Annotated in this window: 22 protein-coding genes; 13 read left to right on the top strand and 9 right to left on the bottom strand. The window is 74.0% G+C overall.

Annotation, left to right across the window (positions count from 1 at the left end; translation table 11 throughout):
- Positions 1-39 precede the first annotated feature (39 nt).
- On the bottom strand, positions 40-834 hold the full coding sequence (locus ACFUK0_RS32630) for an MHYT domain-containing protein (RefSeq protein WP_380256236.1): 795 nt from the start codon (positions 832-834) through the stop codon (positions 40-42).
- Between the two features lie 373 nt (positions 835-1,207).
- On the bottom strand, positions 1,208-1,606 hold the full coding sequence (locus tag ACFUK0_RS32625) for a VOC family protein (protein WP_380256234.1): 399 nt from the start codon (positions 1,604-1,606) through the stop codon (positions 1,208-1,210).
- Positions 1,607-1,789: 183 nt separating this feature from the next.
- On the opposite strand from ACFUK0_RS32625, the gene ACFUK0_RS32620 reads away from it, so the two are divergent.
- A complete protein-coding gene (locus ACFUK0_RS32620; RefSeq protein WP_380256232.1) occupies positions 1,790-2,224 on the top strand; it encodes a MarR family winged helix-turn-helix transcriptional regulator in 435 nt (144 codons plus the stop codon).
- 168 nt (positions 2,225-2,392) lie between these two features.
- Entirely contained in the window at positions 2,393-3,913 is a 1,521-nt protein-coding gene (locus ACFUK0_RS32615) for an MFS transporter (RefSeq protein WP_380256230.1), read from the top strand.
- Between the two features lie 49 nt (positions 3,914-3,962).
- On the opposite strand, the gene ACFUK0_RS32610 is transcribed toward ACFUK0_RS32615, so the two are convergent.
- Entirely contained in the window at positions 3,963-4,478 is a 516-nt protein-coding gene (locus ACFUK0_RS32610) for a GNAT family N-acetyltransferase (RefSeq protein WP_380256228.1), read from the bottom strand.
- Between the two features lie 45 nt (positions 4,479-4,523).
- Between ACFUK0_RS32610 and thpR the strand changes: the two genes are divergently transcribed.
- The gene (gene thpR / locus ACFUK0_RS32605) at positions 4,524-5,111 is read left to right on the top strand and encodes an RNA 2',3'-cyclic phosphodiesterase (protein ID WP_380256226.1); all 588 of its coding nucleotides are present in this window, start codon (positions 4,524-4,526) and stop codon (positions 5,109-5,111) included.
- Positions 5,112-5,260: 149 nt separating this feature from the next.
- Here thpR and ACFUK0_RS32600 read toward each other — a convergent pair whose 3' ends face one another.
- Complete coding sequence (locus ACFUK0_RS32600; protein WP_380256224.1) at positions 5,261-5,884, bottom strand: TetR/AcrR family transcriptional regulator; 624 nt, start codon at positions 5,882-5,884, stop codon at positions 5,261-5,263.
- Between the two features lie 97 nt (positions 5,885-5,981).
- Here ACFUK0_RS32600 and ACFUK0_RS32595 point away from each other — a divergent pair, with 97 nt between their 5' ends.
- A complete protein-coding gene (locus tag ACFUK0_RS32595) occupies positions 5,982-6,752 on the top strand; it encodes an SDR family oxidoreductase (protein WP_380256222.1) in 771 nt (256 codons plus the stop codon).
- Positions 6,753-6,798: 46 nt separating this feature from the next.
- Here ACFUK0_RS32595 and ACFUK0_RS32590 read toward each other — a convergent pair whose 3' ends face one another.
- From ACFUK0_RS32590 to ACFUK0_RS32580, 3 genes are all read right to left on the bottom strand, one after another.
- A complete protein-coding gene (locus ACFUK0_RS32590; protein WP_380256220.1) occupies positions 6,799-8,637 on the bottom strand; it encodes a beta-galactosidase in 1,839 nt (612 codons plus the stop codon).
- A 284-nt stretch (positions 8,638-8,921) separates the two neighbouring features.
- Entirely contained in the window at positions 8,922-10,040 is a 1,119-nt protein-coding gene (serC, locus tag ACFUK0_RS32585) for a phosphoserine transaminase (RefSeq protein WP_380256218.1), read from the bottom strand.
- A gap of 201 nt (positions 10,041-10,241) precedes the next feature.
- A complete protein-coding gene (locus ACFUK0_RS32580; protein WP_380256216.1) occupies positions 10,242-11,342 on the bottom strand; it encodes a citrate synthase 2 in 1,101 nt (366 codons plus the stop codon).
- 387 nt (positions 11,343-11,729) lie between these two features.
- On the opposite strand from ACFUK0_RS32580, the gene pdxH reads away from it, so the two are divergent.
- The 8 genes from pdxH to ACFUK0_RS32540 all read left to right on the top strand — a co-directional run bounded on the left by pdxH (position 11,730) and on the right by ACFUK0_RS32540 (position 22,694).
- The gene (gene pdxH, locus ACFUK0_RS32575; protein ID WP_380256240.1) at positions 11,730-12,353 is read left to right on the top strand and encodes a pyridoxamine 5'-phosphate oxidase; all 624 of its coding nucleotides are present in this window, start codon (positions 11,730-11,732) and stop codon (positions 12,351-12,353) included.
- 156 nt (positions 12,354-12,509) lie between these two features.
- Positions 12,510-12,722 carry an FxSxx-COOH cyclophane-containing RiPP peptide gene (fxsA, locus tag ACFUK0_RS32570; protein ID WP_380256214.1) on the top strand — a complete coding sequence of 71 codons (213 nt, stop codon included), beginning with the start codon at positions 12,510-12,512 and terminating at the stop codon, positions 12,720-12,722.
- 159 nt (positions 12,723-12,881) lie between these two features.
- Positions 12,882-14,249, top strand: coding sequence for a TIR-like protein FxsC (locus tag ACFUK0_RS32565; RefSeq protein WP_380256212.1), 1,368 nt, complete (start codon positions 12,882-12,884; stop codon positions 14,247-14,249).
- Entirely contained in the window at positions 14,239-18,249 is a 4,011-nt protein-coding gene (gene fxsT / locus ACFUK0_RS32560) for an FxSxx-COOH system tetratricopeptide repeat protein (RefSeq protein ID WP_380256210.1), read from the top strand. The genes ACFUK0_RS32565 and fxsT overlap by 11 nt, the downstream gene beginning before the upstream one ends.
- A 42-nt stretch (positions 18,250-18,291) precedes the next feature.
- On the top strand, positions 18,292-19,563 hold the full coding sequence (locus ACFUK0_RS32555) for an FxsB family cyclophane-forming radical SAM/SPASM peptide maturase (protein WP_380256208.1): 1,272 nt from the start codon (positions 18,292-18,294) through the stop codon (positions 19,561-19,563).
- Positions 19,564-19,569: 6 nt separating this feature from the next.
- Positions 19,570-20,694, top strand: coding sequence for an aKG-HExxH-type peptide beta-hydroxylase (locus tag ACFUK0_RS32550; protein WP_380256206.1), 1,125 nt, complete (start codon positions 19,570-19,572; stop codon positions 20,692-20,694).
- Positions 20,695-20,788: 94 nt separating this feature from the next.
- The gene (locus ACFUK0_RS32545) at positions 20,789-21,655 is read left to right on the top strand and encodes an aminoglycoside N(3)-acetyltransferase (protein ID WP_380256204.1); all 867 of its coding nucleotides are present in this window, start codon (positions 20,789-20,791) and stop codon (positions 21,653-21,655) included.
- A 67-nt stretch (positions 21,656-21,722) separates the two neighbouring features.
- On the top strand, positions 21,723-22,694 hold the full coding sequence (locus tag ACFUK0_RS32540) for a 2-hydroxyacid dehydrogenase (protein ID WP_380256202.1): 972 nt from the start codon (positions 21,723-21,725) through the stop codon (positions 22,692-22,694).
- A gap of 13 nt (positions 22,695-22,707) precedes the next feature.
- On the opposite strand, the gene ACFUK0_RS32535 is transcribed toward ACFUK0_RS32540, so the two are convergent.
- Entirely contained in the window at positions 22,708-23,607 is a 900-nt protein-coding gene (locus ACFUK0_RS32535; RefSeq protein WP_380256238.1) for a DUF4231 domain-containing protein, read from the bottom strand.
- A gap of 151 nt (positions 23,608-23,758) precedes the next feature.
- Positions 23,759-24,508 carry an SIS domain-containing protein gene (locus ACFUK0_RS32530; protein WP_380256200.1) on the bottom strand — a complete coding sequence of 250 codons (750 nt, stop codon included), beginning with the start codon at positions 24,506-24,508 and terminating at the stop codon, positions 23,759-23,761.
- 220 nt (positions 24,509-24,728) lie between these two features.
- Between ACFUK0_RS32530 and ACFUK0_RS32525 the strand changes: the two genes are divergently transcribed.
- Positions 24,729-25,424: a metal-dependent transcriptional regulator gene (locus ACFUK0_RS32525; RefSeq protein WP_380256198.1), complete on the top strand. Its 696-nt coding sequence runs from the start codon at positions 24,729-24,731 to the stop codon at positions 25,422-25,424.
- Positions 25,425-25,487 lie beyond the last annotated feature (63 nt).

Here is a 25,487-nt window from a genome sequence, read left to right as displayed (position 1 = left end):
GCCCGGAATGTGAGTCCGGGCCGGGCCGCCGCCTTGTGCTCAGCGGTCGGCCACCACCCGCCGGCGCGGGACCAGCTGCGGCGCCGGGCCGACCAGCACGGGCTGGTGGGCCGCCGGCCTGCTCGGAGCAGCGGCGAAGGCCAGCGAACCGAAGAACACGTAGCAGCCGAGCGCGACCGCGAGCGGGAAGATGATCTGCAGGGCCCGGACCCCGCCCGGCGCCTCGTGCCCGGCGGAGAGGCTGACCGACACGGCCGCCATACCGGTGTAGTGCATCGCGCAGACCGCGACGCCCATCACCGGGGCCGCCGCCAGCACCGCGAGGGTGCCCCTGATGTTGAGCGCGGCCCAGAGGGCGGCCGTCGCCGCGAAGACCGCGATCAGCACGGAGACCCCCACCGTCACCCGGTCGTAGTGGATGTGGCCGGGCAGTTCGACCGCCGCCATCCCCATGTAGTGCATGGCGGCCACCCCGAGACCGGTCGCCGTGCCACCCGCCAGCAGGGCGCCGACGGCGTTCTCGCTGTAGCCGACGGTCAGGATGCCGAGCCCGACGACCGCGATCGCGACCACCAGGCTGAGCACCGTGAGCACGACGTCGTAGCGGATCCGGGCGCCGGTGACGGCGAAGCCGAGCATCGCGATGAAGTGCATGGACCAGATGCCCGCGCCCAGTGACGTCGAGGCGAACAGCAGCCACTTGCGCTTGGTACGGCCTTCGGAGAGCAGCGCCCAGCGGGTGGCGCGCAGCGCGACGAAGGCCCCCAGACAGGCGACGAAGTACGAGACTGCCGGCGTCACCCAGCCGAAGACGGCATGGTGGATCTCACCCAAGAGAAGCTCCCTGGACGGATTGGCGAGCGTGCTGCCAGGTCTCGGGCGGCGGGCCGACGGGGGAAGGAGGGGGGATCGCTCGGCAGGATGCGTCAAGCGGGTTCGAGGGCGCGGAGGTGCGCGCGGTGCCACGGGCCGACCCGGGCGGGGAAACCTGGCTGTGGTGCCCCTGACAACAGCGACAGTAACCACTACCCATGGGTCGCACAACGTTCCCGGTTCGGAAGAAACGCCTGGTCAGAGGCTTTCTTCACGGGAGGGGCAAGATCTCGGCACCAAGTCCTGACGGCGCCTCCGCAGCGCCCCCGCCGAGCGGGCGGGGGCGCGCCGGGGCAGCTGCCCCGGCCGGTCGGCGGTCCGGCGGTCCGGTCGGTCAGCGGTCCAGCGGGGCGAGGCCGAAGGGGTGGCCGGCCGGGTCGATCAGCACCCGGAGTTTCCGGCCGTGCTGGTAGGCGGGCTCGGTGGCGCCCAGCTCGATCGCCCGGTCCGTCGCGCCGGTCAGGTCGTCGACGTAGAAGTCCAGGTGGAAGTGCTTGCTGCCGTCCGGGTTGCCCGGCGGCGGGGGCGTGTAGCCCTGCACCCGGCCGAAGGCCAGCGGGGTGCCGCCCTCGGGGTTGTCCAGGATCGCGAAGTGGTCGTCGACGTGCCGGGGCTCCCAGCCGAGCAGTGCGCCGTAGAAGGCGGCCAGCGCGGCCGGGTCGGCGCAGTCGATGGTCACCATGGCGAGGCGGGCGAAGCCGTCGGCGTTCTGCTCGGACGGGAGGTCGGACATGCGATCGGCCCTTCTCTGCTGGTGAGGTCTCTGCCCGTGGGGGTGGAGGTGCGACTGATGGCGGTGGTGCGGCGTGGTCCGACCAGCATCTCGCAGGGCCCCGTCAGTCGCCGCCTATCGGCCGGGACGCGCCGGAGGGGTATCTCATTTTCCTTAGCGAGAGTAATGACGTAATCTAAATACATGCCCGAGATGTCCGAGCCGGACCTTGCAGCCGTCAGCCAGCTGCGATCGTCCACGATGCGCCTGGCCCGACGACTCCGCCACCAGCGTGTGGAGGAGTCGCTGAGCCCCACCGAGATGGGGGTGCTCGGCACCCTCGCCCGTTGCGGGCAGGCCACCCCGGGGGAGCTCGCCCGCCGCGAGCACGTCCAGCCGCCGTCCATGACCAGGATCGTCGCGATGCTGGAGGAGAAGGGCCTGGTACGGCGCGAGCCGCACCCGGAGGACCGCCGGCAGGTGGTCGTCAGCAGCACCGAGCAGGCGGAGGCGATCCTCGCGGAGAGCCGCCGCCGCCGCAACGCCTGGCTCGCCGAGCTGGCCGAGGGGCTCAGCGAGGACGAGTGGGCGACGCTCAGGGCGGCCGCACCGGTCCTGTACAAGCTCGCGCACTTCTGAGCCCGGCCGCACGACGCATGACCGCACGACGCCCGACCGCACGACAGAACGACGCACGACAGAACGACCGCGCCGCAGAGGGAGCACCGCATCACCGCAGCATCGAACACGCACATCAGTAGCGCGAGGGCAGCCCTGCCGGCCCTCGCGCGCCGAGGGGAGACCACTGTGACACCGCCGGCCGCAGCCAGCGCCGCCGCCTTCCGTACCGACGGACCGAGCACCGACCCCGCCGCGGCCGCTGCCGCCGCCACCGCCGAGAGCCAGGCACCCGCCCCTGCGGGGCTGCCGGGCACCGGCGACGAAGACCCCGAGGAACGCACCGCGGCGGTTCCCCCCGCCGCATCCGACCAGGGCCCCAAGGGCCCCACGGGCGCGCAGTTCAGCCGCCCGCGCGGAATGTTCTCCTCGTTGCGGATCCGCAACTACCGCTACTTCTTCGCCGGCCAGGTCGTGTCCAACACCGGCACCTGGATGCAGCGAATAGCCCAGGACTGGCTGGTCCTCAGCCTCACCGGCAGCCCGCTGGCCGTCGGCATCACCACGGCCATGCAGTTCCTGCCGATGCTGCTGCTGGGCCTGTTCGGCGGTGTCCTCGCCGACCGGATGCCCAAGCGCCGGCTGCTGATCGTCACCCAGGGCGCGATGGGCCTGCTCGCCGCCGGCCTCGCCGCGATGACCATCGGCGGCGTCGTGACGCCGTACTACGTCTACGCGTTCGCCCTGCTGCTCGGCCTGGTCACCGTCGTCGACAACCCGACCCGGCAGGCCTTCGTCTCCGAGATGGTCGGTCCGAAGGACCTCGCCAACGCGGTCAGCCTCAACGCGGCCAACTTCCAGACCGCCCGGCTGGTCGGCCCCGCCGTGGCCGGCCTGCTCATCGCGGCCGTCGGCAGCGGCTGGGCCTTCGCCGTCAACGCGCTGTCCTTCGTGGCGGTGATCGGCGGGCTGCTCGCGATGCGCACGAGCGAACTGCGCCCGATCGAGCCGATCGCCCGTGAGAAGGGCCAGCTCCGCGAGGGCCTGCGCTACGTCAAGGAGCGCCCCGAGCTGCTGTGGCCGATGGTGCTGGCCGGTTTCATCGGCACCTTCGGGTTCAACTTCCCCACCCTGCTGTCCGGATTCGCGTACGACACCTTCAAGGTCGGCGCCGGCCAGTACGGGCTGCTCAACACGGCGATGGCGGTCGGTTCGCTGGCCGGCGCGCTGCTCGCGGCCCGCCGCGGCGCGCCCCGGCTGCGCTGGCTGGTCGGTGCCGCGCTCGGCTTCGGCGTGCTGGAGGTGTTCGCGGCGTTCGCGCCCGGATACTGGTCCTTCGCCGTCCTGCTGACCCTGATCGGCATCTTCGGGCTGAGCTTCAACACCTCGGTCAACTCGATGCTCCAGCTGGCCACCGACCCCGCCATGCGGGGCCGTGTGATGGGGCTGCTGGTGCTGGTCTTCACCGGCGGTACGCCGATCGGCGCCCCGGTGGTCGGCTGGGTGACCGACGTCTACGGCCCCCGGCTCGGCCTGCTCGCCTGCGGGGCCGTCTCGGCCCTCGCCGCCGGTGTGGTCGGCCTGGTGCTGGCCCGCAGCGCCGACCTGAAGCTGCGGTTCGACCTGCACCCGGGGCGCGGCGGCCGGGTGGTGGCGTTCGTGCCGCGCGCCGGCGCGCGCGACCGGTCGGAGCTGGCCGCGGCCTGCTGACCCACCGTCGGGCCGGATCCCCCACGGGGCGCTCCGGCCCGATGCCGGGTCAGACCCGGATCTCCAGGAGCTGCCCCGGCCAGGGGCCGCCCGGCTGCTCCACCTCGAACGCGTCGGTCTCGGTGAACCCGAGCGCCCGGTACTGGCCCACCAACCGGCGGTCGTCGCCCGCGTAGCAGTCCACCCGGAGCAGGCCGATGCCCCGTCGGCGGGCCTCGGCCACCGCGTCCGCGACCAGCGCGGCGCCGATCCCCGACCCCGAGAGGGCCCGGTCGGTCACCAGACTGCGGACGTACAGTTCGCGCTCGGCGACCGGCGTGGCGTAGGCGGGGGGCGTCTCGGACAGCATGCACGCGCCGGCCGGCCGGCCCCCGGCGTCCTCGGCGATCCGGACCAGGTGGTCGCGGGTGTAGTCGTGGATCCGCTGCACGGCCGCCGGGCGGCTCGACCACGGCCGGTCGCCCCACTGTCCGGTCCGGCCCTGTGCGGCGAGCCAGGCGATCGCGGTGTCGAGCAGGGCGATGATGTCGGCGGCGTCGGCGGGGCCACCCGTACGGATCTTCATGAAAAAGTTCTAACCCGGCGCGGCACGCGGGGGAAGATGGGCCCCATGAGGCTCTTTGTGGCGGTGCTCCCGCCGGTCGAAGCACTCCAGGAGCTGGCCGACGCGGTGGCCCCGGTGCGGGACCTGCCGGGGGCGGACCGGCTGCGCTGGACGGGCGTCGACAGCTGGCACCTGACCCTGGCGTTCCTCGGTGAGGTGCCCGTCGACCGGGTGCCGGAGCTGGCGGATGCCCTGGCGGGCGCCGCCGCCGGGCACGGGGCGCACCGGCTGCGGCTCGCGGGTTCCGGACGCTTCGGCGACAAGGTGCTGTGGGCGGGCGTGGACGGCGAGACCTGGGCCCTGCGCCGGCTCGCCGAGGCCGCCGCCGAAGCGGCCGCCGGGGTGATCGGCGAGAGCGACGCGTTCCGCTTCCACCCGCACCTGACGCTGGCCCGGGCCGGTTCCGCGCACGGGCAGCGGCGGGCCGTGCGGCGGCTCGCGGTGGGGGAGCTGGAGGCGCTGGAGGAGGCGCTGGCGCAGTTCCGGGGCGTCGAGTGGGAGGCCGGCGAGCTGCACCTGATGAAGAGCGAGCCGGACGGCGGGGTCGCGCACTACGAGAGCGTCCACGCCTGGCCGCTGGCCCGCTGGGTCTGAGGCCCGCCCGGCCGGGGCGCCCCGGGCGCGCGGGCGCCTGCCGCTCAGGGCCTGCGCCGCACCGCTCAGGGCGAGGCCCGTACGGCTCGGGGTCGGGCCCGTACCGCTCAGGGCCGGGTTCGCACCGCGCCGTGCCGGGCCCGTCCGGCTCAGGGCCAGGCCCGCATGGCGAACCGCGCGACCTGCTCCAGCTCGGCCCGGGTCGCGCCGTCCCGGGCCCGCTGCGACATGCCCTGCAGGACCGTCCCGACGAAGAGCGCCAGCGCGGCGGCGTCGGTGCCGGGCGGCTCGTTCCCGGCCGCCACGTCGGCCCGGATCCGGGACTCCAGCGCGCGGACGTTGCCGTTGCGCACGTCGCGCAGCTCGTCCTCCACCTCGGGTGACGTGCAGTTGACCGTCGAACTGATCAGCAGGCAGCCCCACGGGTGGGCCGGGTCGGTGTACTCGGCCGCCGCGGTCAGCAGCATCCGCGCGATGCCCGCCCGCACGGTCGGCCCCTCGTCCAGCGCGCCCGGGAGCGCCGCACCGTGCGTCTGCTGGTAGCTGGCCACGACCTCCTCGAACAGTGAGCGCTTGTCGCCGAACGCCGCGTACAGGCTCGGCGGGCGGATGCCCATGGCGGCGGTCAGATCGGCGACCGAGGTGGCCTCGTAGCCGTGCTCCCAGAACAGGTCGACGGCCCGGGAGAGGGCGGCCTCGCGGTCGAAGGAGCGGGGGCGCCCGCGCTGCTTGCTGAGCCGTCCGGGTGAATCGGCGGGCTGGTTGGTGGCCATGGGCCAATTCTATATCGGACGCTACAGAAGCGTGCTACGGTCTCTTTTCGTAGCGACCGCTATGGAATTCACCGCGGCAGGAAGTGGAGGCGTGGCCATGGGCACGCTCGCAGGCAGGACGGCACTGGTCACCGGCGGCAGCCGGGGCATCGGTCGGGGCATCGCGGAGCGCCTGGGGCGCGAGGGGGCCCTGGTCGCCGTGCACTACGGCAGCAACCGCGAGGCCGCCGAGCAGACGGTCAAGGTGATCCGGGCCGACGGCGGCCGCGCCTTCGCCATCGGCGCCGAGCTGGGCCTGCCCGGCGACGCGCAGGCGCTGTGGGCGGCCTTCGACGCCGCGCTGGCCGAGCACGGCGAGGGCGCCACCGGGGTCGACATCCTGGTCAACAACGCCGGTATCAACGCCCACGGCCGGATCCACGAGGTCACCGAGGCGGACTACGACCGGGTCTTCGCGGTCAACGTGAAGGCGCCGTTCTTCATCATCCGCGAGGGCCTCGACCGGTTGCGGGACGGCGGCCGGATCATCAACATCTCCTCCGGCGTCACCCGGATCGCCTTCCCCTCCATCACCGCCTACGCGATGACGAAGGGCGCCCTCGACACCCTGACGCTGACCCTCGCCCAGGATCTCGGGGCGCGCGGGATCACCGTCAACGCCGTCAACCCCGGCATCGTCGCCACCGACATCAACCCCTGGCTGGCGGATGCGGAGGTCCGCGCCCAGGTGTCCGCCTACTCCGTCTTCGGCCGGGTCGGCGAGGCTGCGGACATAGCCGACGTGGTGGCCTTCGTGGCCTCCGACGACGCCCGCTGGGTCACCGGCCAGACGCTGGACGCCACCGGCGGCTCGATGCTGGGGGTGTGAGGGCGTCCGGGCGCGGGGCGGGCTCCGCGGCTCCGGTCGTCCGCGGTCAGCCCAGGTCGGCCGCCGCGCGGAGCTCGATCACGGCGGGTGCCGCGTCGCCGAGTTCGAGCAGGGTGATCTCGTTGGCACCCGCGTGCAGCAGCGGCTGCGGGCAGTAGAGGGTGCTCTGCGGGCCGCGGTCGTCGTAGCGGCCGAGGTGGAAGCCGTTCACCCAGAGGTGCCCGTGCCGGCCGCCGGGGACGGCGAGGAAGGCGTCACCCGTGCTGTCGAGCGCGAGCGTGCCGCGGGCGAAGTGCGGCCGGGCGAGTCGCGTCCCGGGGCCGGGTTCTGCCGGGGCGAAGCTCAGCCCGGAGAGATCGTCCAGGCGGACGGCCTCGGCCCGGCAGCCGTGCAGGTACTGCCGTTCGTGCCGGACGCCTCCGGTGATGCCCTTGGTCTCGCCGACCCGCGGTCCGTAGTTCACCCGACCGAGCGACTCCACCAGCAGCTCGACCACTGCCCCGCCGGACACCTGTACGGATTCGCCGACCACCCCGCGGGCCAGCTCCCCCACCCGCTCGCCGTCGACCCAGAGGGTGGCCCGGTCGCGCAGCCCCTCGACGGTGAGCGCGAGGGCCACGTCCTCCGCCGGTACGGCTGCCTGCGGCGGCGAGGCCAGGCCGGCCTCGCGGCGCGCCCCGGGGACACGGAAGGTGTAGCGGACGAGGCCGTGCTCCAGGCCCAGTTCCTCGAAGGTGGGCGGCACGGGGGAGTCCACCGGGGCGTCGAGGCGCAGGGGCGCGTAGGAGTCGAGGGCGATCTCCCGGGCGGCGAGCAGCGGCGCGGGTGCGGGGTCGGCGGGGGAGGTGGCGGCCGGCCGGCGGGCCTCCTCCGGGTGCTCGGCGGTGAACCCGGCGAGCACGGCACGCAGTGCCTCGGCCTTGGCGGTGGGTGCGCCGCGCTCGTCCAGCGGGGCGTCGTAGTCGTAGGAGGTGACGGCGGGTTGGTACGGGGAGTCCGTCCAGTCGGTCGAGTTGAACGGCGGGTCGGCGTGGTTGGCGCCGGCGGTGGTGCCGAAGTTGGTGCCGCCGTGCGCCATGTAGAGGTTGACGGAGCCGCCGGCGGCGAGGATGCGGCGCAGGCTGTCGGCGGCGTCCTCCGGATCGCGGGTGTGGTGCTTCTCACCCCAGTGGTCGAACCAGCCGTTCCAGAACTCCATGCAGAACGGCGGGTCCTGCGGGCGGTGGCGGCGCAGGACGGCGAACGCCGCCTCCGGGTCGGAGCCGAAGTTGACGGTGGCGAGCACCCCGGGCACGGTGCCGGCGTTCAGCAGGTGGTCCTCGGGCCCGTCCGAGGTGAAGAGCGGTACGCGCACCCCGCGCGCGGTCAGCCCGTCCGCGAGATGGCGCAGGTAGGCGGCGTCGCTGCCGTACGAGCCGTACTCGTTCTCGACCTGGACCATCAGCACGTTGCCGCCCGGCCGGTCGCACTGGCGGTCGACGACGTCCGGCATGACGGCGTCCAGGTACGCGTCGACGGCGGTGAGGAACTCCGGGTCGCTGGTCCGGGCCCGGCGCCCGACCCGGGCGGTCAGCCAGCCGGGCAGCCCCCCGTTGTCCCACTCGGCGCAGATGTACGGGCCGGGCCGGACGATGGCCCACAGGCCCTGCCGGGCGGCTTCGTCCAGGAAGGCGGGCAGCTCGTCCATCCGCCGGAACGCGCCGGGCGACGGCTCGTGCAGGTTCCACGGGACGTAGGTCTCGACGGTGTTGAGCCCCAGCTCGCGCAGTGCGGCGAGGCGCTGCGGCCACTGCTCGGGCCGGGTGCGGAAGTAGTGCGCCGCGCCGGAGAGGATCCGCAGCGGGCTGCCGTCGAGCCGGAAACCGGAGGAGTCGTAGGTCAGCATGCCTCCACCCTGCTGGACGGACGGCCCGGACGCCACGACCACCGGGCGCGGAGGGTACGCTCGTTGACCGTGAACCCGAAGACTCGCATGCGTATCGTGACCGGCGCCCTGTTGCTGCTGCTGGCCGTTGTGGTGATCAGCTCACTGGTCGGCAAGTAGGGCGGTCCGGCAGCTCGCACCCTGCGGGCCGTCCGCACCCACGGGCAGCGCGCACCCGGGCACTACGGACGACGGAAGGGCCACCGCCGGAGGCGGTGGCCCTTCGCGTACGGGTACGGCTGAGGTCAGAGCTGGCCGACGACGTAGTCGATGCAGGCCGTCAGCGCCTCGACGTCCGCCGGGTCGATGGCCGGGAACATCGCGACGCGCAGCTGGTTGCGGCCGAGCTTGCGGTACGGCTCGGTGTCCACGATGCCGTTGGCGCGCAGCACCTTGGCGATCTGGGCGGCGTCGATCGACTCGTCGAAGTCGATCGCGCCGACGACCTGCGAGCGCTCGGCCGGCTTGACGACGAACGGCTGCGCGTACGAGGACTTCTCGGCCCAGGTGTAGAGGCGCGAGGAGGAGTCGGCGGTACGGGCGACGGACCAGTCGAGGCCGCCGTTGCCGTTGATCCACTCCAGCTGGTCGGCCAGCAGGAAGAGCGTCGCGATCGACGGGGTGTTGTACGTCTGGTCCTTCGACGAGTTGTCGATGGCCGTCGGCAGGTCGAAGAACGGCGGGATGTACCGGCCGGAGGCACCGATCTCGGCGGCGCGCTCCAGGGCGGCCGGGGAGAATGACGCCAGCCAGAGGCCGCCCTCGGAGGCGAACGACTTCTGCGGGGCGAAGTAGTAGACGTCGGTCTCGGTGATGTCGACGGGCAGGCCGCCGGCGCCGGAGGTCGCGTCGACCACGACGAGGGAGCCCTCGTCGCCGCCCACCGGGCGGTTGATCGGCATCGCGACGCCGGTCGAGGTCTCGTTGTGGGTGAGCGCGTAGACGTCCACGCCCGCCTCGGCGACGGGGAGCGGGTGGGTGCCCGGCTCGGCCTTGATCACCGACGGGTCGGCGAGCCACGGGGCCGCCTTCACCGAGGAGGTGAACTTGGACGAGAACTCGCCGAAGTTGAGGTGCTGGGACTTCTCCCGCACCAGGCCGAAGGCGGCGACGTCCCAGAAGGCCGTGGAGCCGCCGTTGCCGAGCACCACCTCGTAGCCCTCGGGGAGGGAGAAGAGGCTGCTCACGCCTTCGCGCACGCGCTTGACCAGCTCCTTGACCGGAGCCTGGCGGTGCGAGGTGCCGAGGAGCGAGGTACCGGTCGCGGCGAGGGCACTCAGGGCCTCGGGGCGCACCTTGGACGGGCCGCAGCCGAAACGGCCGTCTGCGGGCTTGATGTCAGCGGGAATCTGGATCTGGGCCACAGGCGCAGCCTACTGGCTGGGATTGCGGACTTGTTACGGCCGTCCGCCCGCTGAGATGTGATCTTTGCGGCCGGGAGCCGGTGGGGCCGAAGGGAACGGGCCCGGGGCGGATGCCCCGGGCCCGTCCCGGCAGGTCGGCGCTCAGCGTGTTGCTCAGCGTGTTGCTCGGCCTGTCGTTCGGCCCGTGTTTCGGCCGGTCGCTCAGCCGGCGATCGAGTCGTAGCCGTCGATCTCGCGCGGGCTGCGCGAGGCCGGGCCGATGTAGCGCGCGGCGGGGCGCACGAGGCGGCCGGTGCGCTTCTGCTCCAGGATGTGCGCCGACCAGCCGGCCGTCCGGGCACAGGTGAACATCGAGGTGAACATGTGCGCCGGGACCTCGGCGAAGTCCAGCATGATCGCGGCCCAGAACTCCACGTTGGTGGCGAGCACGCGGTCGGGGCGGCGGTTGTGCAGCTCCTCCAGCGCGGCCTTCTCCAGCGCCTCGGCGATCTCGAAGCGCGGGGCGCCGAGCTCCTTGGCGGTGCGGCGCAGCACGCGGGCACGCGGGTCCTCGGCGCGGTAGACGCGGTGGCCGAAGCCCATCAGGCGCTCGCCCTTGTCGAGGGCCTGCTTCACCCAGGCGGCGGCGTCGCCGGTGCGCTCGATCTCCTCGATCATGCCGAGCACCCGGGAGGGCGCGCCGCCGTGCAGCGGGCCGGACATCGCGCCGACCGCGCCGGACAGGGCGGCCGCGACGTCGGCGCCGGTGGAGGCGATGACGCGGGCGGTGAACGTGGAGGCGTTCATGCCGTGCTCGGCGGCGGACGTCCAGTAGGCGTCGATCGCCTTGACGTGCTTCGGGTCGGGCTCGCCGCGCCAGCGGATCATGAAGCGCTCGACGACGGTCTCGGCCTTGTCGATCTCGCTCTGCGGCACCATCGGCAGGCCCTGGCCGCGGGCGGACTGCGCCACGTACGACAGGGCCATCACGGCGGCGCGGGCGAGGTCGTCGCGGGCCTGCTCGGCGGAGATGTCGAGCAGCGGCTTGAGGCCCCAGACCGGCGCGAGCATGGCCAGCGCGGACTGCACGTCGACCCGGATGTCACCGGAGTGGACCGGGATCGGGAACGGCTCGGCGGCCGGCAGCCCGGGGTTGAACTTGCCGTCCACCAGCAGGCCCCAGACGTGCCCGAAGGAGACGTGGCCGACCAGCTCGTCGATGTCGACGCCGCGGTACCGCAGGGCGCCGCCTTCACGGTCGGGTTCGGCGATCTCGCTCTCGAAAGCGACGACTCCCTCAAGCCCGGGTACGAAGTCGGACATGCGACGGCTCCTTCAGTTCTGCGATCGGCGTTGCGGCCGTGGTGGGGCAGCACGCCAGTGACCGATGGTGGTTGGCACTCGGTGCCAGAGTCTCAGGCACCGGGTGCATTGCGCCATACACCACCGAGGTGATGTTTCCCGTAGGACGCCCGATCCGGCGTCCGACGTGTTCCGAGCGCCCGGTCCGGCAGGGAATCCTGCGGAACCAACCGGTCTGTTCCGGACAATCCCCCGCAGGGCGGACCGTGAAGCGATGGCGAGACACCATAACTCCCACCGGGGTTTGTCCGGACGTAGCGGTGCCCGTTGCTTGTCGTACGGGATGATGTTGACGTGCAGACCCCGGAAAGCGACCACCCCACGCCCCCGAGCCCGGACCTCGCCGCGATGCGCGAGCACTACACCCACGAGGGCCTGGCCGAGACGGACCTCGCCGCCGATCCGGTGGCCCAGTTCGCCCGCTGGTTCCGCGAGGCGGGTCTGGCCGGGGCGGCCGAGCCCAACGCGATGGTGCTGTCCACCGCCGGCGCCGACGGCCGGCCCAGCTCGCGGACGGTCCTGCTGAAGGGCTACGACCGGCGCGGATTCGTCTTCTTCACGAACTACGGCTCCCGCAAGGGCGCCGAACTGGCCGCGAACCCGTACGCCTCGCTGCTCTTCCCCTGGGTCACGCTGGCCCGCCAGGTGATCGTCCAGGGCCGGGTGGAGAAGGTCGGCCGGGACGAGACCGCCGCGTACTTCCGCACCCGGCCGCACGGCTCGCAACTCGGCGCCTGGGCGAGCGAGCAGTCCAGCCCGGTCGGCGGGCGGGAGGTGCTGGAGCAGCGCTACGCGGATCTGGAGCGCCGCTACCCGGAGGGCGAGGGGGTGCCGGTGCCGCCGTTCTGGGGCGGCTACCGGGTCGTGCCCGAGAGCGTGGAGTTCTGGCAGGGGCGGGCGAACCGGCTGCACGACCGGCTGCGGTACCTGGCCCGCGGCGACGGCTGGCAGGTGGAACGGCTCTGCCCGTAGCGGGCGCCCGGGCGCGGTGCTGCGGCCGTACGGCTGACAGCAGCGCGGCGTAGCAGGCGGGCTGAGAAACTGTCAGGTGTAGGATGCGGGCGTCGCGGACCGGGGCTGATTCCCGTGCCCCCAGCCCGCTCCGCCGAGAGATCGAATGAGGGACTGATGAGCGTCACCGGTGCGGACATCGGCTCTGGACTCCACTCCGGACTCTGCGCTGACCCGGTCGACTCCGATCTGGTCGACATCACGGGCCTGGTGCTCGGTGAACTCGACGACCTGCCGGACACCGTCCTCGGCGACCTGCTGCGCCGCCTGGTGGCCGACGCGGTGGCCCCCGGCGCGGAGCCGGTCGCCGCGTTCCAGTCCGCGCTCTGACACCTGCGGCCCCGTCCGGCCGCCCCGCAGCGGGCCGCGTCCGCTTCCTGTCCTGAACCTGTCCTGATTTGCCGAACTCCCGTGTGTAACCGGCTGAGTTCACGTCATCCTGGGTAAGACAGCAGGAAAGTCGCGGCTCAGAGGGGCCCGGGGGGTGCAGTGCGGCCGTACTTCTTCTTCAGCTACGCGCGTCAGGACTACGAGAACGGCGGCGTGTTCGTCGACCGCTTCTTCCGGGACCTGCGCGACGAACTCGGCCGGATCGAACCCTCCGCGGACTTCGACGAACTGAGCTACCGCGACACCGACGTGCTGCGGCTCGGGGACAACTGGGAGCAGCAGCTCGCCCAGATGCTCGGCTGCTGCCGGACGATGGTCGCGCTCTACTCGCCCGCCTACTTCGCCTCGGTGTACTGCGGCAAGGAGTGGACGGCCTTCCGCGGCCGGGTCCGCCGCCACCACGAGCTCACCGGCGACATCGTGCCCGCCCTCATCCCGGTGCTCTGGGACTCGCTCCCCGGCGAACTGGTGCCCGAGGTGCAGCGGATCCAGTACGTGCAGCAGGGGATGGGCGACACCTACGCCCGCTCCGGCCTGCGCGACCTGCTGCGCACCGACCCCAGCGGCCCCGACTACCAGCGGGTCGTCAAGGTGGTCGCCGAGCGGATCAGGGACGCGGCCGCCCGCCCGCTCGGCGAGCTGCCGGAGTTCGACCTCGGTGCCGTCCGCGGCTACTTCCCCGTCCCGGCGGTGCCCGCCCAGCGCCCCGCCTCGGCGGGCATGGTGCGCCTGTTCGTCGCGGCCGGACGCGCGGCGGACGGCGGGGCGTCCGGCCCGGCCCCCGCACCGGCCGCCGACCCCGTGGCGGCCCCCGGCGGCGGCTGGTACGGCAGCCAGCCCTGGCAGTGGGCGCCCTACCACCCGCCGACCCGCCCCTCGCTGGTCGCCCGCGCCCAGCAGGTGATCACCGCGGCCGGCCACATCACCACCCTGGACGAGATCCGCCCCGGCATCGGCGCCCAGCTCGACCAGGCCCGCGAGGACAGCCAGGTGAGCGTCCTGCTGATCGACCCGTGGGTGGCCGGCGCCGAACCGTACGGGACGGCCCTGCGCGAGTACGACGGCCAGAACCACCCCGTCACCGGCGTCCTGGTGCCGGCCGGCACCGGCGACCCGGCGACCGGCCCGGAGCGTGACGCACTGTGGGCGGGCGTACGCGGAGTGTTCCAGCGCAACTGGCTGCGCCGGAGCGATCCGGAGCAGCTCTTCCGGGTCCGCGTGCCCCGGGAGAACTTCGACACCGAGCTCACCATTATGGTGACGGTCGCTCAGAACAAGCTCATGGACGACAACTTCGATTGGGGGGACGATGGCGACGGCGCCGCCTTCGGCTTCGGCCCCGGTGGTGCCGACGGCGGACCGGACATGCCCGGCCTCGCCATCCCGGCGGGGCCGCCCGGCCCGCGCCGCAGCCCGGACGGTACGGCCGTGATGCCGATGAGGGGGGACCAGGACGATGTTCGCTGAGCCGGGGACGAACCAGGAGAGGACCGGCCCAGGCTCGGTCGTCACCTTCTACTCGTTCAAGGGCGGCACCGGCCGCACCATGGCTCTGGCCAACGTCGGCTGGATTCTCGCCAGCAGAGGGCTCCGCGTCCTGGTCGTCGACTGGGACCTGGAGGCGCCCGGCCTGCACCGCTACTACCACCCGCTGCTCGTCGACCCCGAGCTGAACGCCACCGACGGCCTGATCGACCTGCTGCGGGCGTACGTCCGCCAGTCGCTGCCCTCGGCCGGCGGCCCCGCCGGGCAGAGCCCCGAGCAGTGGCTGGACGAGCCCGGCCGCGTCGACGGCTACATCTGCGGCCTCGCCCTGGACCTGCCGCCCGGCGGCAAGCTGGACTTCCTGCCGGCCGGCCGGCAGAACGCCGCCTACTCCGCCGCCGTCACCAGCTTCAACTGGCGCAGTTTCTACCACGGCCGCGACATCCGGGGCGGCGAGTTCCTGCGCGCCCTGCGCGACCGCTGGGCACAGAACTACGACTACGTCCTGATCGACAGCCGCACCGGCGTCAGCGACACCTCCGGCATCTGCACCGTCCTGATGCCCGACACCGTCGTCGACTGCTTCACCTTCAGCGCCCAGAACATCCGCGGCGGCGTCGACGCCGCCCGCACCATCGCGGAGGCCGAGGAGCGCGCCATCCGGGTGCTGCCGGTGCCGATGCGCGTCGAGGACGCCGAGCAGGAACGGCTCGAAGCCGGCCGGGACTTCGCCCGCGAGTCGTTCGCCCCCTACCTGGGCCGCTGGCTGCCCGCCGAGCGCCGGGCCGGCTACTGGAGCGACGTCGAGGTGCCCTACAAGCCGTTCTACGCGTACGAGGAGGTGCCCGCCACCGTCGCCGACCGCCCGCAGGAGGCGCGCAGCCTGCTCAACGCCTTCGAGCGGCTGGCCGCCTGGATCACCGACGGCAGGGTCCGCTCGCTGCGCCCGCTCTCCGGCGAGGCCCGCCGCCGCCTCTACAGCGCCTACCTGCGCACCTCGCGCTCGGTGCCCCGCCAGGTGTACGTCAGCTACGCGCCCGAGGACCGGATGTGGGCCGAGTGGGCGGCCGGTACGCTCACCGGCTTCGGCTACCAGGCCTCGCTGCACAGCGCCGCCGAGCCCGCGAACGGGCTGCCGCCGGAGGCCGCCGGGCCGCTGGAGGGCCAGGGCAGGCTGCTCGCCCTGCTGTCGCCCGAATACACCGCACTGCCGCGCGCCGTCGAGGTCTGGCAGCTCCTCAACGGTCACGAACTCACCACCGGCGAACCGCTGATGGTCGCCCTGAGACTGCAGGACTCGGACGACCCGGTGCCCCGGCCGTTCGTCGGCCGGGCCGCCCCCGAACTCGTCCGCTCCTCGGCCGTGCTCGCCGAGTCCCAGCTGTACAACGAGCTGGGGCCGCCGCCCGGCACCAGCCGCCAGCCCGAGACGGACAGCGGCGAGTTCCCCGCCCCGTCCCGGTTCCCCGGCACCGCCCCGCAGGTCCAGGACGCCCCCTCGCGCAACGCCTCCTTCACCGGCCGCGGCCGGCTGCTCGAACTGCTGCGCAACCGCTTCACCGCCGGATCGAACGCCGTCGCCGGCCAGGTCCTCTACGGCATCGGCGGGGTGGGCAAGTCGCAGACCGCCGTCGAGTACGCGCACCGGTTCAAGGCCGCGTACGAGGTGATCTGGTGGGTGCCCGCCGAGGAGCCCGCCAACATCCCGCAGAAGCTCGCCGAGCTCGCCCCCCGGCTCGGCATCCAGGGCGGCGACGACGTCGCGCACACCGCCGCCGCCGTCCTGGACGCGCTGCGCCGCGGCCAGCCGTACCGCCGCTGGCTGCTCGTCTTCGACAACGCCGGCAGCCCCGACGAGCTGGCGCCCTGGCTGCCGGTCGGCGCCCCCGGCGGCCACGTGCTGATCACCTCCCGCAACCAGGGCTGGTCCAAGCACGCCGGCCTGGTCGAGGTCGACGTGTTCAGCCGCGAGGAGAGCGTCGGACTGCTGCGCCGCTCCAACTCCGGCCTCGCGCCGGAGGACGCCGACCAGGTCGCGCACCTGCTCGGCGACCTGCCGCTGGCCGTCGGCCAGGCCGCGGTCTGGCTGCAGGAGACCCCGATGCCGGTCGCCACCTACCTGGAACTGCTGGAGGACGCGCTCACCGAGATGCTGGAGCGCACCCGGCTGCGCCCCACCGAGTACCCGCACTCCGCCGCCGCCACCTGGCGGATCTCGGTCGAGGAGCTGCGCGGCGTGAACGGCCCGGCCGCGCAGATCCTGGAGATCTGCGCGTTCTTCGGCCCCGAGGCCATCCCGATGCGGCTGCTCTACAGCCGGGCCGTCACGCACGCCCTCACGCTGCCGCCGTTCGCCCCCCGCGACAAGCTCGCGATCGGCGAGTTCCTGCGCGCCATCAACCGGTTCGGCCTGGCCAGGACCGACCAGGGCAGCGAGACCATCACCGTGCACCGGCTCGTCCAGGCCGTGCTGCGCGACCAGGTGGACGAGGACCGCAAGGCCGAGATCCGCGCGGTCGTCCACGACGCGCTGGCCGCCGCGAACTTCGGCGATCCCGACATCCCGGCCAACTGGCCGCAGTACGCCGAACTCCTGCCCCACCTGGGCCCGTCCGGCGCGGCCGGCAGCGCCGACGAGCGGGTCCGCCAGTGGATCATCGACTCGGTCCGCTACCAGTGGAAGCGCAGCCTGCACGAATCCGGCCGCGAACTGGCCGAACGCACCCTCGAACGCTGGCGCGAGGACACCTTCGGCGGCCCCGGCTTCGACGTCGAGAACGACGCCCAGACCCTGATGCTGCGCACCCAGCTGAGCAACATCCGCCGCTCCCAGGGCGCCCTCCAGCAGGCCTACGAGATGGACAAGGACATCCTGGAGCGGTTCCGCGCCACCCTCGGCCCCGAGCACTCGCACACCCTCGCCGTCGCCAACAGCCTCGGAGCCGACCTGCGCTTCCTCGGCCGCTACGAGGAAGCCCGCGCGATGGACCGCCAGACCCTGGACGCCGCCCGGCGCACCCTCGGGCCGGACCACCCCCGCACCCTCATGATCACCAACAACCTGGCCGTCTCCGACTACCTGGCCGGCGACCGCCAGGCCGCCCTGGAGCGCCACCGCCGCAACTACCACCAGCAGCGCGACGCGCTCGGCGCGCACAGCCTCTACGCGCTCTCCTCCGCCAGCAACTACGCCCGCGACCTGCGCGAGACCGGCCGGCTCCGGGAGGCACTGGACCTGCTGGAGGACACCGTCCGCACCTACCAGCAGACCATCGGCGACTCGCACACCGACACCCTGCGCGCCCGCAAGAACCTCGCCGTCGCGCTGCGCCGGGCCGGTCGCTACCACGAGGCGGTGGAGATCGACGAGGACATCTACCAGCGCTACCTCGACATCAACGGCCCCGAGCACCCCGACACCCTCGCCGCCGCCTCCAACCTGGCCAGCGACTACAACGCCCTCGGTGACACCGAACGCGCCATCCCGCTCGCCGAACGCGCCCTCACCCGCTACCGCGACTACCTCGGCGACACCCACCCCGTCACCCTGGCCGCCGCCAACAACCTCTCCGTCTACCTCCGGCTGGTCGGCCGGGTGCCGGAGGCCCGCGCGCTGTCCGGCCGCACCCTGGAGCAGTTCCGCGCCGTCCTCGGCGACGGCCACCTGTACATCCCGATCGCGATGATGAACCACGCCAACGACCTGGTGCTGTCGGGCGAGCCCGCCGAGGCGATGGCACTGGAGGAGCTGGCCGCACCGCTGATGGCCGCGAGCCTGGGCCCCGACCACTACGACACCATCGGGATCGTCTCCAACCTCTCGCTCAGCCTCGCCCTCGGCGGCCAGCGCGAACGCGCCGCCGCGATGCGGGTCGACTGCGTGCGCCGGGCCCGGCAGACCCTGGGCGAGGAGCACCCGACGACCGTGGCGGTGAAGTCCGGACTCCGGCTGGACTCCGACATCGAGCCGCCATCCGTGTAACCGGTGCCTGACGCAGGGTCAACCTGGTACTAGGCTCGGCCCATGGCCCGGCCCATCGCGCAGCACGCGGTCGGCGGACCGGCAGGCACCCAGACACGTTCCGTGCTGCCGTTCCGCCAGTACCTGCTGAAGATCCACAGTCGCTGCAACCTCGCCTGCGACTACTGCTACATGTACGAGGCGGCCGACCAGAGCTGGCGCACCCGGCCACGCCGGATGGAACTCGCCACCGTCCGGCGGACGGCCGCCCGGATCGCCGCGCACGCCCGCCGGCACGGGCTCGACGAGATCGGCGTGATCCTGCACGGCGGCGAACCGCTGCTGGTCGGCGCCGCGCACCTGGACGCCGTCCTCGGCGAGTTGACCGAGGCCCTGGCCGGGCAGGCCGCCGTACGGTTCAGCCTGCAGACCAACGGCCTGCGGCTGCTCGCCGAACCCGCGCTGCTCGACGTCCTGCACCGGCACCGGGTCGCCGTCGGCGTCTCGCTCGACGGCGCGCCCGCCGACCACGACCGGCACCGCCTCCTCCCCGACGGCCGCGGCAGCCACGCCGCCACCGCCGAAGCCCTGCGGCTGCTCGGCTCGCCCGGACACCGCGACCTCTTCGCCGGCCTGCTCTGCGTCGTCGACCTCGCCGCCGACCCCGTCGGCACCTACGAGGCGCTGCTCGCCTTCGCCCCGCCCCGGATCGACCTGCTGCTCCCGCACGGCACCTGGGAGGCCCAGCCCCCCGGCCTCGGCCGCACGCAGCCGGCCGCCCCGCCCGGCCCGCACGACGGCGGCCCCGTCCCGTACGCCGACTGGCTGCGGGCCGTCTTCGACCGCTGGTACGACGCCCCGCGCCGGGAGACCGGCATCCGGCTGTTCGAGGAGCTGTCCGTCCTGCTGCTCGGCGGCCGGGCCGCCAGCGAGGCCGTCGGCCTGGCCCCCGTTGACCTCGTGGTGATCGAGACCGACGGCGCCATCGAGCAGGCCGACAGTCTCAAGGCGGCCTACGACGGCGCCCCCGCCACCGCCCTGGACGTCTTCCGGCACGACTTCGAGACGGCCGCCGGACACCCCGGATTCCGGGCCCGCCAGCGCGGCCTGCCCGGCCTCGGGCCGGTCTGCGCGGCCTGCCCGCTCGCCCGGGTCTGCGGCGGCGGCCTCTACGCGCACCGCTACGCGGACGGCGGCTTCGCCCACCCGTCGGTGTACTGCGCGGACCTGGCGGCCCTGATCCGCCACATCGGCGGCCGGCTCCGGCGCGACCTGGCCGTGCCGGGCCCCGGCCGGAGCACCACGACGACGACAGCGGGACGGGTGGACGGGTGAGAGCGGATGACTGACAGCCTGCACACGGGCGGCCGGCGGACGACGGGCCCCGGCGTGCCGGGCGCCCGCGAGCGCACCGCGCCGGACCTGCGGCGGCACGGCATCGACCGGGCGACGTTCAGCGCGCTGGCGACCGCCCGCGGCGGCGCCGAGGCCGTCCGGCTGCTGCGGGCCGGGCAGCTCAGCAAGCGCGCCCTGCTGCTCGTCGCACTGCGCCGGGCCGTGCCCGCCGCGGAGCGCGAAGCCTTCGAGCAGGCGTACGCCGAGGTCTGCGCACTGCAGGAGAGCGACCGGGCCGGGTGGGAGCGACTGCTGCTGCGCCCCGAGTTCGACGCCTGGGCGGCCGGCTGCCTGCAACGGCTCGCGGCCGGCGGCCCCGCCCCGCTCGGCGGGCTGGCCGGCTTCCTGCGGCCGCCCGGCCCGGAGCCCGTCCGGGTGCCGCTGGACTGCGACGGCCTGCGCTGGGAGCCGGTGATCACCGACCGGGGCCCGTACCGGGACCTCTACGGCCACCCGCCCGCCGGGCCGCTGGAGCCCGCCGAACTCGACGAGTGGCGCGCCCTGCTGGCCGACGCCTGGCAGATCCTGGTCCGCCGCCACCCCTGGCACGCCGAGGCGGTCCGCGCCTGTGTCGGCACCCTGGTGCCGCTGCGCCCGGCCCCGGACGGGGAGGCGGTCAGCGCGGCGGCCCGGCGGGCCTACGGGGCGGTCGCGGTCTCCCGGCCGGCCGAGCCGGTGCTGCTGGCCCTGGCCCTGGTCCACGAGTTCCTGCACGTCCAACTGGGCGCGCTGATGGACCTCGTGCCGCTGCACCGGCCCAACGGCGAGGCCCGGTACCACGCACCCTGGCGGCCCGACCCGCGCCCGGCCGGGGCCCTGCTCCAGGGCACCTACGCGCACCTGGGCGTCACCGACTTCTGGCGCGGCGAACTGGCCGCCGGAGCCCCCGGCGGCGCCCGCGCCGCGCGCGAGTACCGGCACTGGCGCGGCCACACGGCGACGGCCGCCGCGACCCTGCTGGCGAGCGGGGAGCTGACCCCGGCCGGGGTGCGGTTCACCGAGGAGCTGGCCCGCGGCCTGCCCGGACTGACGCACAGTCATGCAGGCGCCGTGGCAGAGGGATCCAGGTGATCTGGAGGCAGCGCCGGAGGGCTGATAGCGTCGCCCGGGGCCGCCCGCCGGGCGGGCCCCGTGTTCGACACGGCCGCCCGGATGCGGAGGATTCATGAGGACCGTCCCCGCGTCGGCCCCCGCCGGCGCCGCCGCGCAGCACACGACCGCGAGCCTCACCGCGGACCTGGCCGCCCTGGGCGTGGAACCCGGCGAGGTGCTGTGGGTGCAGGCGGGCCTGCGCTCGGTCGGCCGGGTCGCGGGCGGCGCCGCCACCGTGGTGCGGGCCCTGCTCGAAGCCCTCGGCGGCACCGGGCCGGGCACCCTGGTGACGTACACGGCGACTCCGGAGAACTCCGACACGTCCCGGCTCGCGGCCCGGCTGACCGAGGGGCTCACCCCGGAGGGGCTGGCCGCCCACCGGGCCGCCATGCCCGCCTTCGACCCGCGCACCACGCCCGCCTCCCCGACGATGGGCCGGCTCGCCGAGCAGATCCGCCGGACACCCGGCGCCGTCCGCAGCAGCCACCCGCAGACCTCGTTCGCGGCCGTCGGCCGGCATGCCCGCAGGATCACCGGGCGGCACGAACTCGACTGCCACCTGGGTGAGTCCTCCCCGCTGGGCAGACTGTACGAGCTGGCCGCCCGGGTGCTGCTGGTCGACGTACCGCTCAGCCGGCTGACGGCCTTCCACCTGGCCGACCTCCGCGCGGCCGACCTGCCCACGCGGCCGTACGGCTGCGTCGTCCGGGACGGCACGGGGCAGCGCAGGTGGCAGCACTTCCAGGCACCCGACCTCGACGACCGGCACTTCGGCGAACTGGCGGGCGCCCTGCTCGGGGAGGGGCAGGGGATCCGCAGCGGCCGGTTCGGGGACGCCGACTGCCTGCTGGTCCCCGTCGTGGAGGCCGTCGACGTCGCCGGCCGGGTCCTGCGCGGCCGGGCCGGCCCGGCACGCGCCGCAGCCGCAGCACGGGACTGAACACGGCCGCCGCGCGAACCCGTCGCGCCCGGGGGAGGGGGCCCGCCGGGCGGTACGCTGCGCCCTGATGAGCGACCACCGCAAGCCCCCCGTCCTGGTCACCCGCCGGCTCGCCCCGGGGGTGGTCGAGCGCCTCGCGCCGTCCTGCGCCGTCACCCAGCACGACGAGGAGCTGCCGATGGGGCGGGCCGGGCTGCTGAAGGCCGTGCACGGCCGGGCGGCCGTGATCACCACGCTGGACGACGTGGTGGACGACGAGTTCCTGGACGCCGCCGGGCCCGCCCTGCGGATCGTCGCCAACCACGCGGTGGGGACGCACAACATCGACCTCGCGGCCTGCGCCCGGCGCGGCGTGCCGGTCAGCAACACCCCCGGCGTCCTCACGGCCGCCACCGCCGACATGGCCTGGGCCCTGCTGCTCGCGGCCACCCGGCGGCTCGGCGAGGGCGAGCGGCTGCTGCGCTCCGGACGGTCGTGGGCCTGGGCGCCCACCTTCCTGCTCGGCATGGAGCTGGCGGGCACGCCGCTGGGCATTCTCGGCATGGGCCGGATCGGCCGGGCGGTGGCCCGCCGGGCCGCGGCCTTCGACATGCCCGTCGGCTACCACAACCGAACCCCGCTCCCGGCGGAGCCCGGGGGCGGGCCGCACTGGCTCCCGCTGGACGAACTGCTCGCGAAGTCCATGGTCCTGGTGGTCACCTGCCCGCTCACCGCCGCCACCCGGCACCTGCTGAACGCCGACCGCCTGGCGCAACTCCCGCCCGGCGCCGTGGTGGTGAGCATGACGGCCGGCGTGGTCGACGAGCTCGCACTGGCCGCCGCGCTCGGCTCCGGCGCGCTGTCCGCCGCCGCCGTCGACAACTTCGAGCACGAGCCCGCCGTCCCGCCCGAACTGCTGGCCCAGGACCGCGCCGTCCTCGCACCGCACCTGGGCAGCGCCACCGTCCGCACCCGGCAGGCGATGGGCGGCCTGGCCGTCGACAACGTCCTGGCCGTCCTGGCCGGCGGCGCACCGCTCACCCCGGTGGCCGCCCGCTGAGGGCCGGCCCGGTTCAGTGGTCGCGGGCGTGCACCTCGCGGCGGGCCTGCCAGGTGGTGTGCTCGCGGGAGACGGCGTCCTCGGCGTCCCTGGCGAGGCGGGCCCAGAGCTCCTCGGCGCCGGGCTCGCGGACGTCGAGGCGGGTCAGCTGGCGCCGGATCAGCTCCAGCTCGTCGGCGGCCAGCGCGTAGGCGGCGGCCAGCGGGCGGTACTGGCGCAGCTGCGCCCAGGCGGCGACCGAGGCGGCGACCGCCGAGACGGTGCCCAGCGCGTCGTAGCCGAAGCCGTCCAGGGCCCGGAGCACCGCGAGCACCAGCCCGAGCAGCGGCAGGACGATCCCCAGGACACCCGTCCAGAAGCCGGCCCGGGCGCAGTACCTGGCCTTGGCCGCGTACCAGTCGTGCTGGCTCTTCACCCGCTCCTGGAGGTAGACCTCGCGGCGGACGGCCAGCGGTTCGCCGCGCAGCCCGCGCATCGCCTCGGTGACCTCGGCCGTCGCGCCGCCGCGGACGGCCCGGCTGCCCCGGAAGGCGTGCAGCACCCGGGTCAGCTGGAACTCGTACAGGCCCTCGGCGTCCGGCAGGGTGGTCGGCGGCGGCTGGTAGGCGTCGGCCCGCACCGCGTACTTCCAGGCGAGGGTCTTGACCGACTCGGCCGCCGCCCGCCCCTCGTACCAGAGGCCCTGCGGGTTCTGCCGGCCGCCCACCACCGCGAGGCCGATCGCGCCCAGGTAGGCGAGCGCCGCCGTCCAGGCCCACAGCGAGCCGTCGGCGGAGCCGGCCGCGGCGGCCGCGACCAGCAGCAGCAGCTCCCAGCGGGCCAGCGCGACGGAGCGCCGCTGGCCCTGCTGGGAGGCCGAGTCGGCGGCCCAGAACAGTTCGGGCAGCAGTTCGTCCTCGCGCACCCGGCCCATGCGAATCACGCCCCCGTCGTCCGTCCGGCCCCACCCGTCGTCGAGGGCCTTCCTGCCCAGGCGCGGCCCCCGGTACGCCCCGCGGCGGGCGGGGATGGCCGGAAGCCGCGCAGGTTGTCTCAGACCGGGCGCGCGCCGCCGGGCGGGGCCGTCAGAAGGTGTAGAAGATCCGGTCCGCGTTGTCCGCCATCACCTTGAGGTTCCACTCGGTGCCGCCGTCGACGTTGCCGGAGCGGAACAGCGGCGGTTCGATGCCGCGCTCCGCGAGCCGGCCGACCGTCGAGGCGATGACCGCCTGCATCAGCGCACTGGTCACGATGGTGGAGACCGGCCCGAAGGTCGTCCCGGCGCCGGGGTGCGTCAGCTCGCCGTCACCGACCGCGATCTTGTTGTCGAGCACCACGTCGCAGTGGTCCTTGAGGTACGTCCCCGACGGGTGCTGCGAGGTCACCTCGGCCGGGTACGCCAGCGAGGTCACCCCGATCACGCGCAGGCCGCGCGAGCGGGCGTGCTGGGCCAGCTCGACCGGCATCACCTGGCGGCCGGAGAGCGAGATGACGAACAGCACGTCGCCGGCCGTGGCCGGGGTGTGGTCCAGCGTGGTGGTCGCCAGGCCGGAGACCCGCTCCAGCGCGCTGGCGAGCGGCGCGGGCCGCACGGTGACCCCGGCCATCCCGGGGACATCCAGCAGGTTCACCGGGACGAGCCCGCCGGCCCGGTAGACCACATCCTGGGCAGCCAGTGAGGAATGTCCGGCGCCGTAGGTGAAGACCCGCTGCCCCCCGGCGAGGGCGTCCGCCAGCAGCTCCGCCGCCCGCTCGATGTTGCCCGACTCCTCGGCACGGATCCGCCGGAGGTGGTCGATCGCGGCGTCGAAGTACTGTCCGACCAGGTCGTTCATCGGGGCCTTCGCATTCTGCCGGGCGGTGCCCCCGGCCGCAGGGGGCGGCCCGGTGGTCCAGACCGCCAGTGGAGAAAGCTACGGCCAGCACCGTGCTGCCTGGAGCCGCCCGCTGTCAACAGGGACGAAAAGGGGCCGGGAACACCCTCGCGTGGACCTGGTTGTCATCGCGGTACGTCAGAATTGGCGGTGTGGACACCGAGGAACGGAGCCAGCGGCGATGTCTGGGCTGATCGACACGACCGAGATGTACCTTCGCACCATCCTGGAGCTGGAGGAAGAAGGCATCACCCCGATGCGCGCCCGGATCGCCGAGCGCCTGGAGCAGAGCGGCCCCACCGTCAGCCAGACCGTCGGCCGGATGGAGCGTGACGGCCTCCTTCAGGTCGCCGGCGACCGGCACCTCGAACTCACCGAGGAGGGCCGCCGGCTCGCCGTGCGGGTGATGCGCAAGCACCGCATCGCCGAGTGCCTGCTGGTCGACGTGATCGGCCTGGAGTGGGAGCAGGTGCACGAGGAGGCCTGCCGCTGGGAGCACGTGATGAGCGAGACCGTCGAGCGCAAGGTGCTCGCGATGCTCGGCCACCCCACCCAGTCGCCGTACGGCAACCCGATCCCCGGCCTGGACGAGCTCGGCGACACCAAGGCGGAGGGCGAGGGCTTCGACGCCGCCCTGGTCACGCTGGACGCGCTGCGGCCCGGCGACGGCGGGGCGAGCGTGGTGATCCGCCGGATCGGTGAGCCGATCCAGACGGACGAGGAGCTGATGCGCACGCTGCGCCGGGCCGGTGTGCGGCCGGGCGGCACCGTGCAGGTCACGGCGGGCGTCGGCGGCATTCTGGTGGGCGCCGGCGAGGAGGCCGTCGAGCTGGGCAAGGACATCGCGGCGCACGTGTTCGTCGCCCCGGTGGCGTAGCCCCGGCGGGCCGGCCCCGGTGCCGGCCGGTGCAGTCGCGTGGCCCGGTGCATCCCCATGCAC

Source organism: Kitasatospora sp. NPDC057223, from assembly GCF_042669755.1.
Lineage (GTDB): Bacteria > Actinomycetota > Actinomycetes > Streptomycetales > Streptomycetaceae > Kitasatospora.
The sequence above is the reverse complement of the archived record's forward strand: the minus strand, read 5'-3'. Positions and strand labels throughout refer to the sequence as shown.

What these genes read in the sequence shown, in the direction of transcription:
- ACFUK0_RS32625 (WP_380256234.1), bottom strand. Translation starts at nt 1,606, where the DNA reads ATGTCCGACCTCCCGTCCGAGCAGAACGCCGACGGCTTCGCCCGCCTC.
- ACFUK0_RS32620 (WP_380256232.1), top strand. Translation starts at nt 1,790, where the DNA reads ATGCCCGAGATGTCCGAGCCGGACCTTGCAGCCGTCAGCCAGCTGCGA.
- ACFUK0_RS32610 (WP_380256228.1), bottom strand. Translation starts at nt 4,478, where the DNA reads ATGAAGATCCGTACGGGTGGCCCCGCCGACGCCGCCGACATCATCGCC.
- thpR (WP_380256226.1), top strand. Translation starts at nt 4,524, where the DNA reads ATGAGGCTCTTTGTGGCGGTGCTCCCGCCGGTCGAAGCACTCCAGGAG.
- ACFUK0_RS32600 (WP_380256224.1), bottom strand. Translation starts at nt 5,884, where the DNA reads ATGGCCACCAACCAGCCCGCCGATTCACCCGGACGGCTCAGCAAGCAG.
- ACFUK0_RS32595 (WP_380256222.1), top strand. Translation starts at nt 5,982, where the DNA reads ATGGGCACGCTCGCAGGCAGGACGGCACTGGTCACCGGCGGCAGCCGG.
- ACFUK0_RS32590 (WP_380256220.1), bottom strand. Translation starts at nt 8,637, where the DNA reads ATGCTGACCTACGACTCCTCCGGTTTCCGGCTCGACGGCAGCCCGCTG.
- ACFUK0_RS32580 (WP_380256216.1), bottom strand. Translation starts at nt 11,342, where the DNA reads ATGTCCGACTTCGTACCCGGGCTTGAGGGAGTCGTCGCTTTCGAGAGC.
- pdxH (WP_380256240.1), top strand. Translation starts at nt 11,730, where the DNA reads ATGCGCGAGCACTACACCCACGAGGGCCTGGCCGAGACGGACCTCGCC.
- fxsA (WP_380256214.1), top strand. Translation starts at nt 12,510, where the DNA reads ATGAGCGTCACCGGTGCGGACATCGGCTCTGGACTCCACTCCGGACTC.
- fxsT (WP_380256210.1), top strand. Translation starts at nt 14,239, where the DNA reads ATGTTCGCTGAGCCGGGGACGAACCAGGAGAGGACCGGCCCAGGCTCG.
- ACFUK0_RS32555 (WP_380256208.1), top strand. Translation starts at nt 18,292, where the DNA reads ATGGCCCGGCCCATCGCGCAGCACGCGGTCGGCGGACCGGCAGGCACC.
- ACFUK0_RS32550 (WP_380256206.1), top strand. Translation starts at nt 19,570, where the DNA reads ATGACTGACAGCCTGCACACGGGCGGCCGGCGGACGACGGGCCCCGGC.
- ACFUK0_RS32545 (WP_380256204.1), top strand. Translation starts at nt 20,789, where the DNA reads ATGAGGACCGTCCCCGCGTCGGCCCCCGCCGGCGCCGCCGCGCAGCAC.
- ACFUK0_RS32540 (WP_380256202.1), top strand. Translation starts at nt 21,723, where the DNA reads ATGAGCGACCACCGCAAGCCCCCCGTCCTGGTCACCCGCCGGCTCGCC.
- ACFUK0_RS32535 (WP_380256238.1), bottom strand. Translation starts at nt 23,607, where the DNA reads ATGGGCCGGGTGCGCGAGGACGAACTGCTGCCCGAACTGTTCTGGGCC.
- ACFUK0_RS32530 (WP_380256200.1), bottom strand. Translation starts at nt 24,508, where the DNA reads ATGAACGACCTGGTCGGACAGTACTTCGACGCCGCGATCGACCACCTC.
- ACFUK0_RS32525 (WP_380256198.1), top strand. Translation starts at nt 24,729, where the DNA reads ATGTCTGGGCTGATCGACACGACCGAGATGTACCTTCGCACCATCCTG.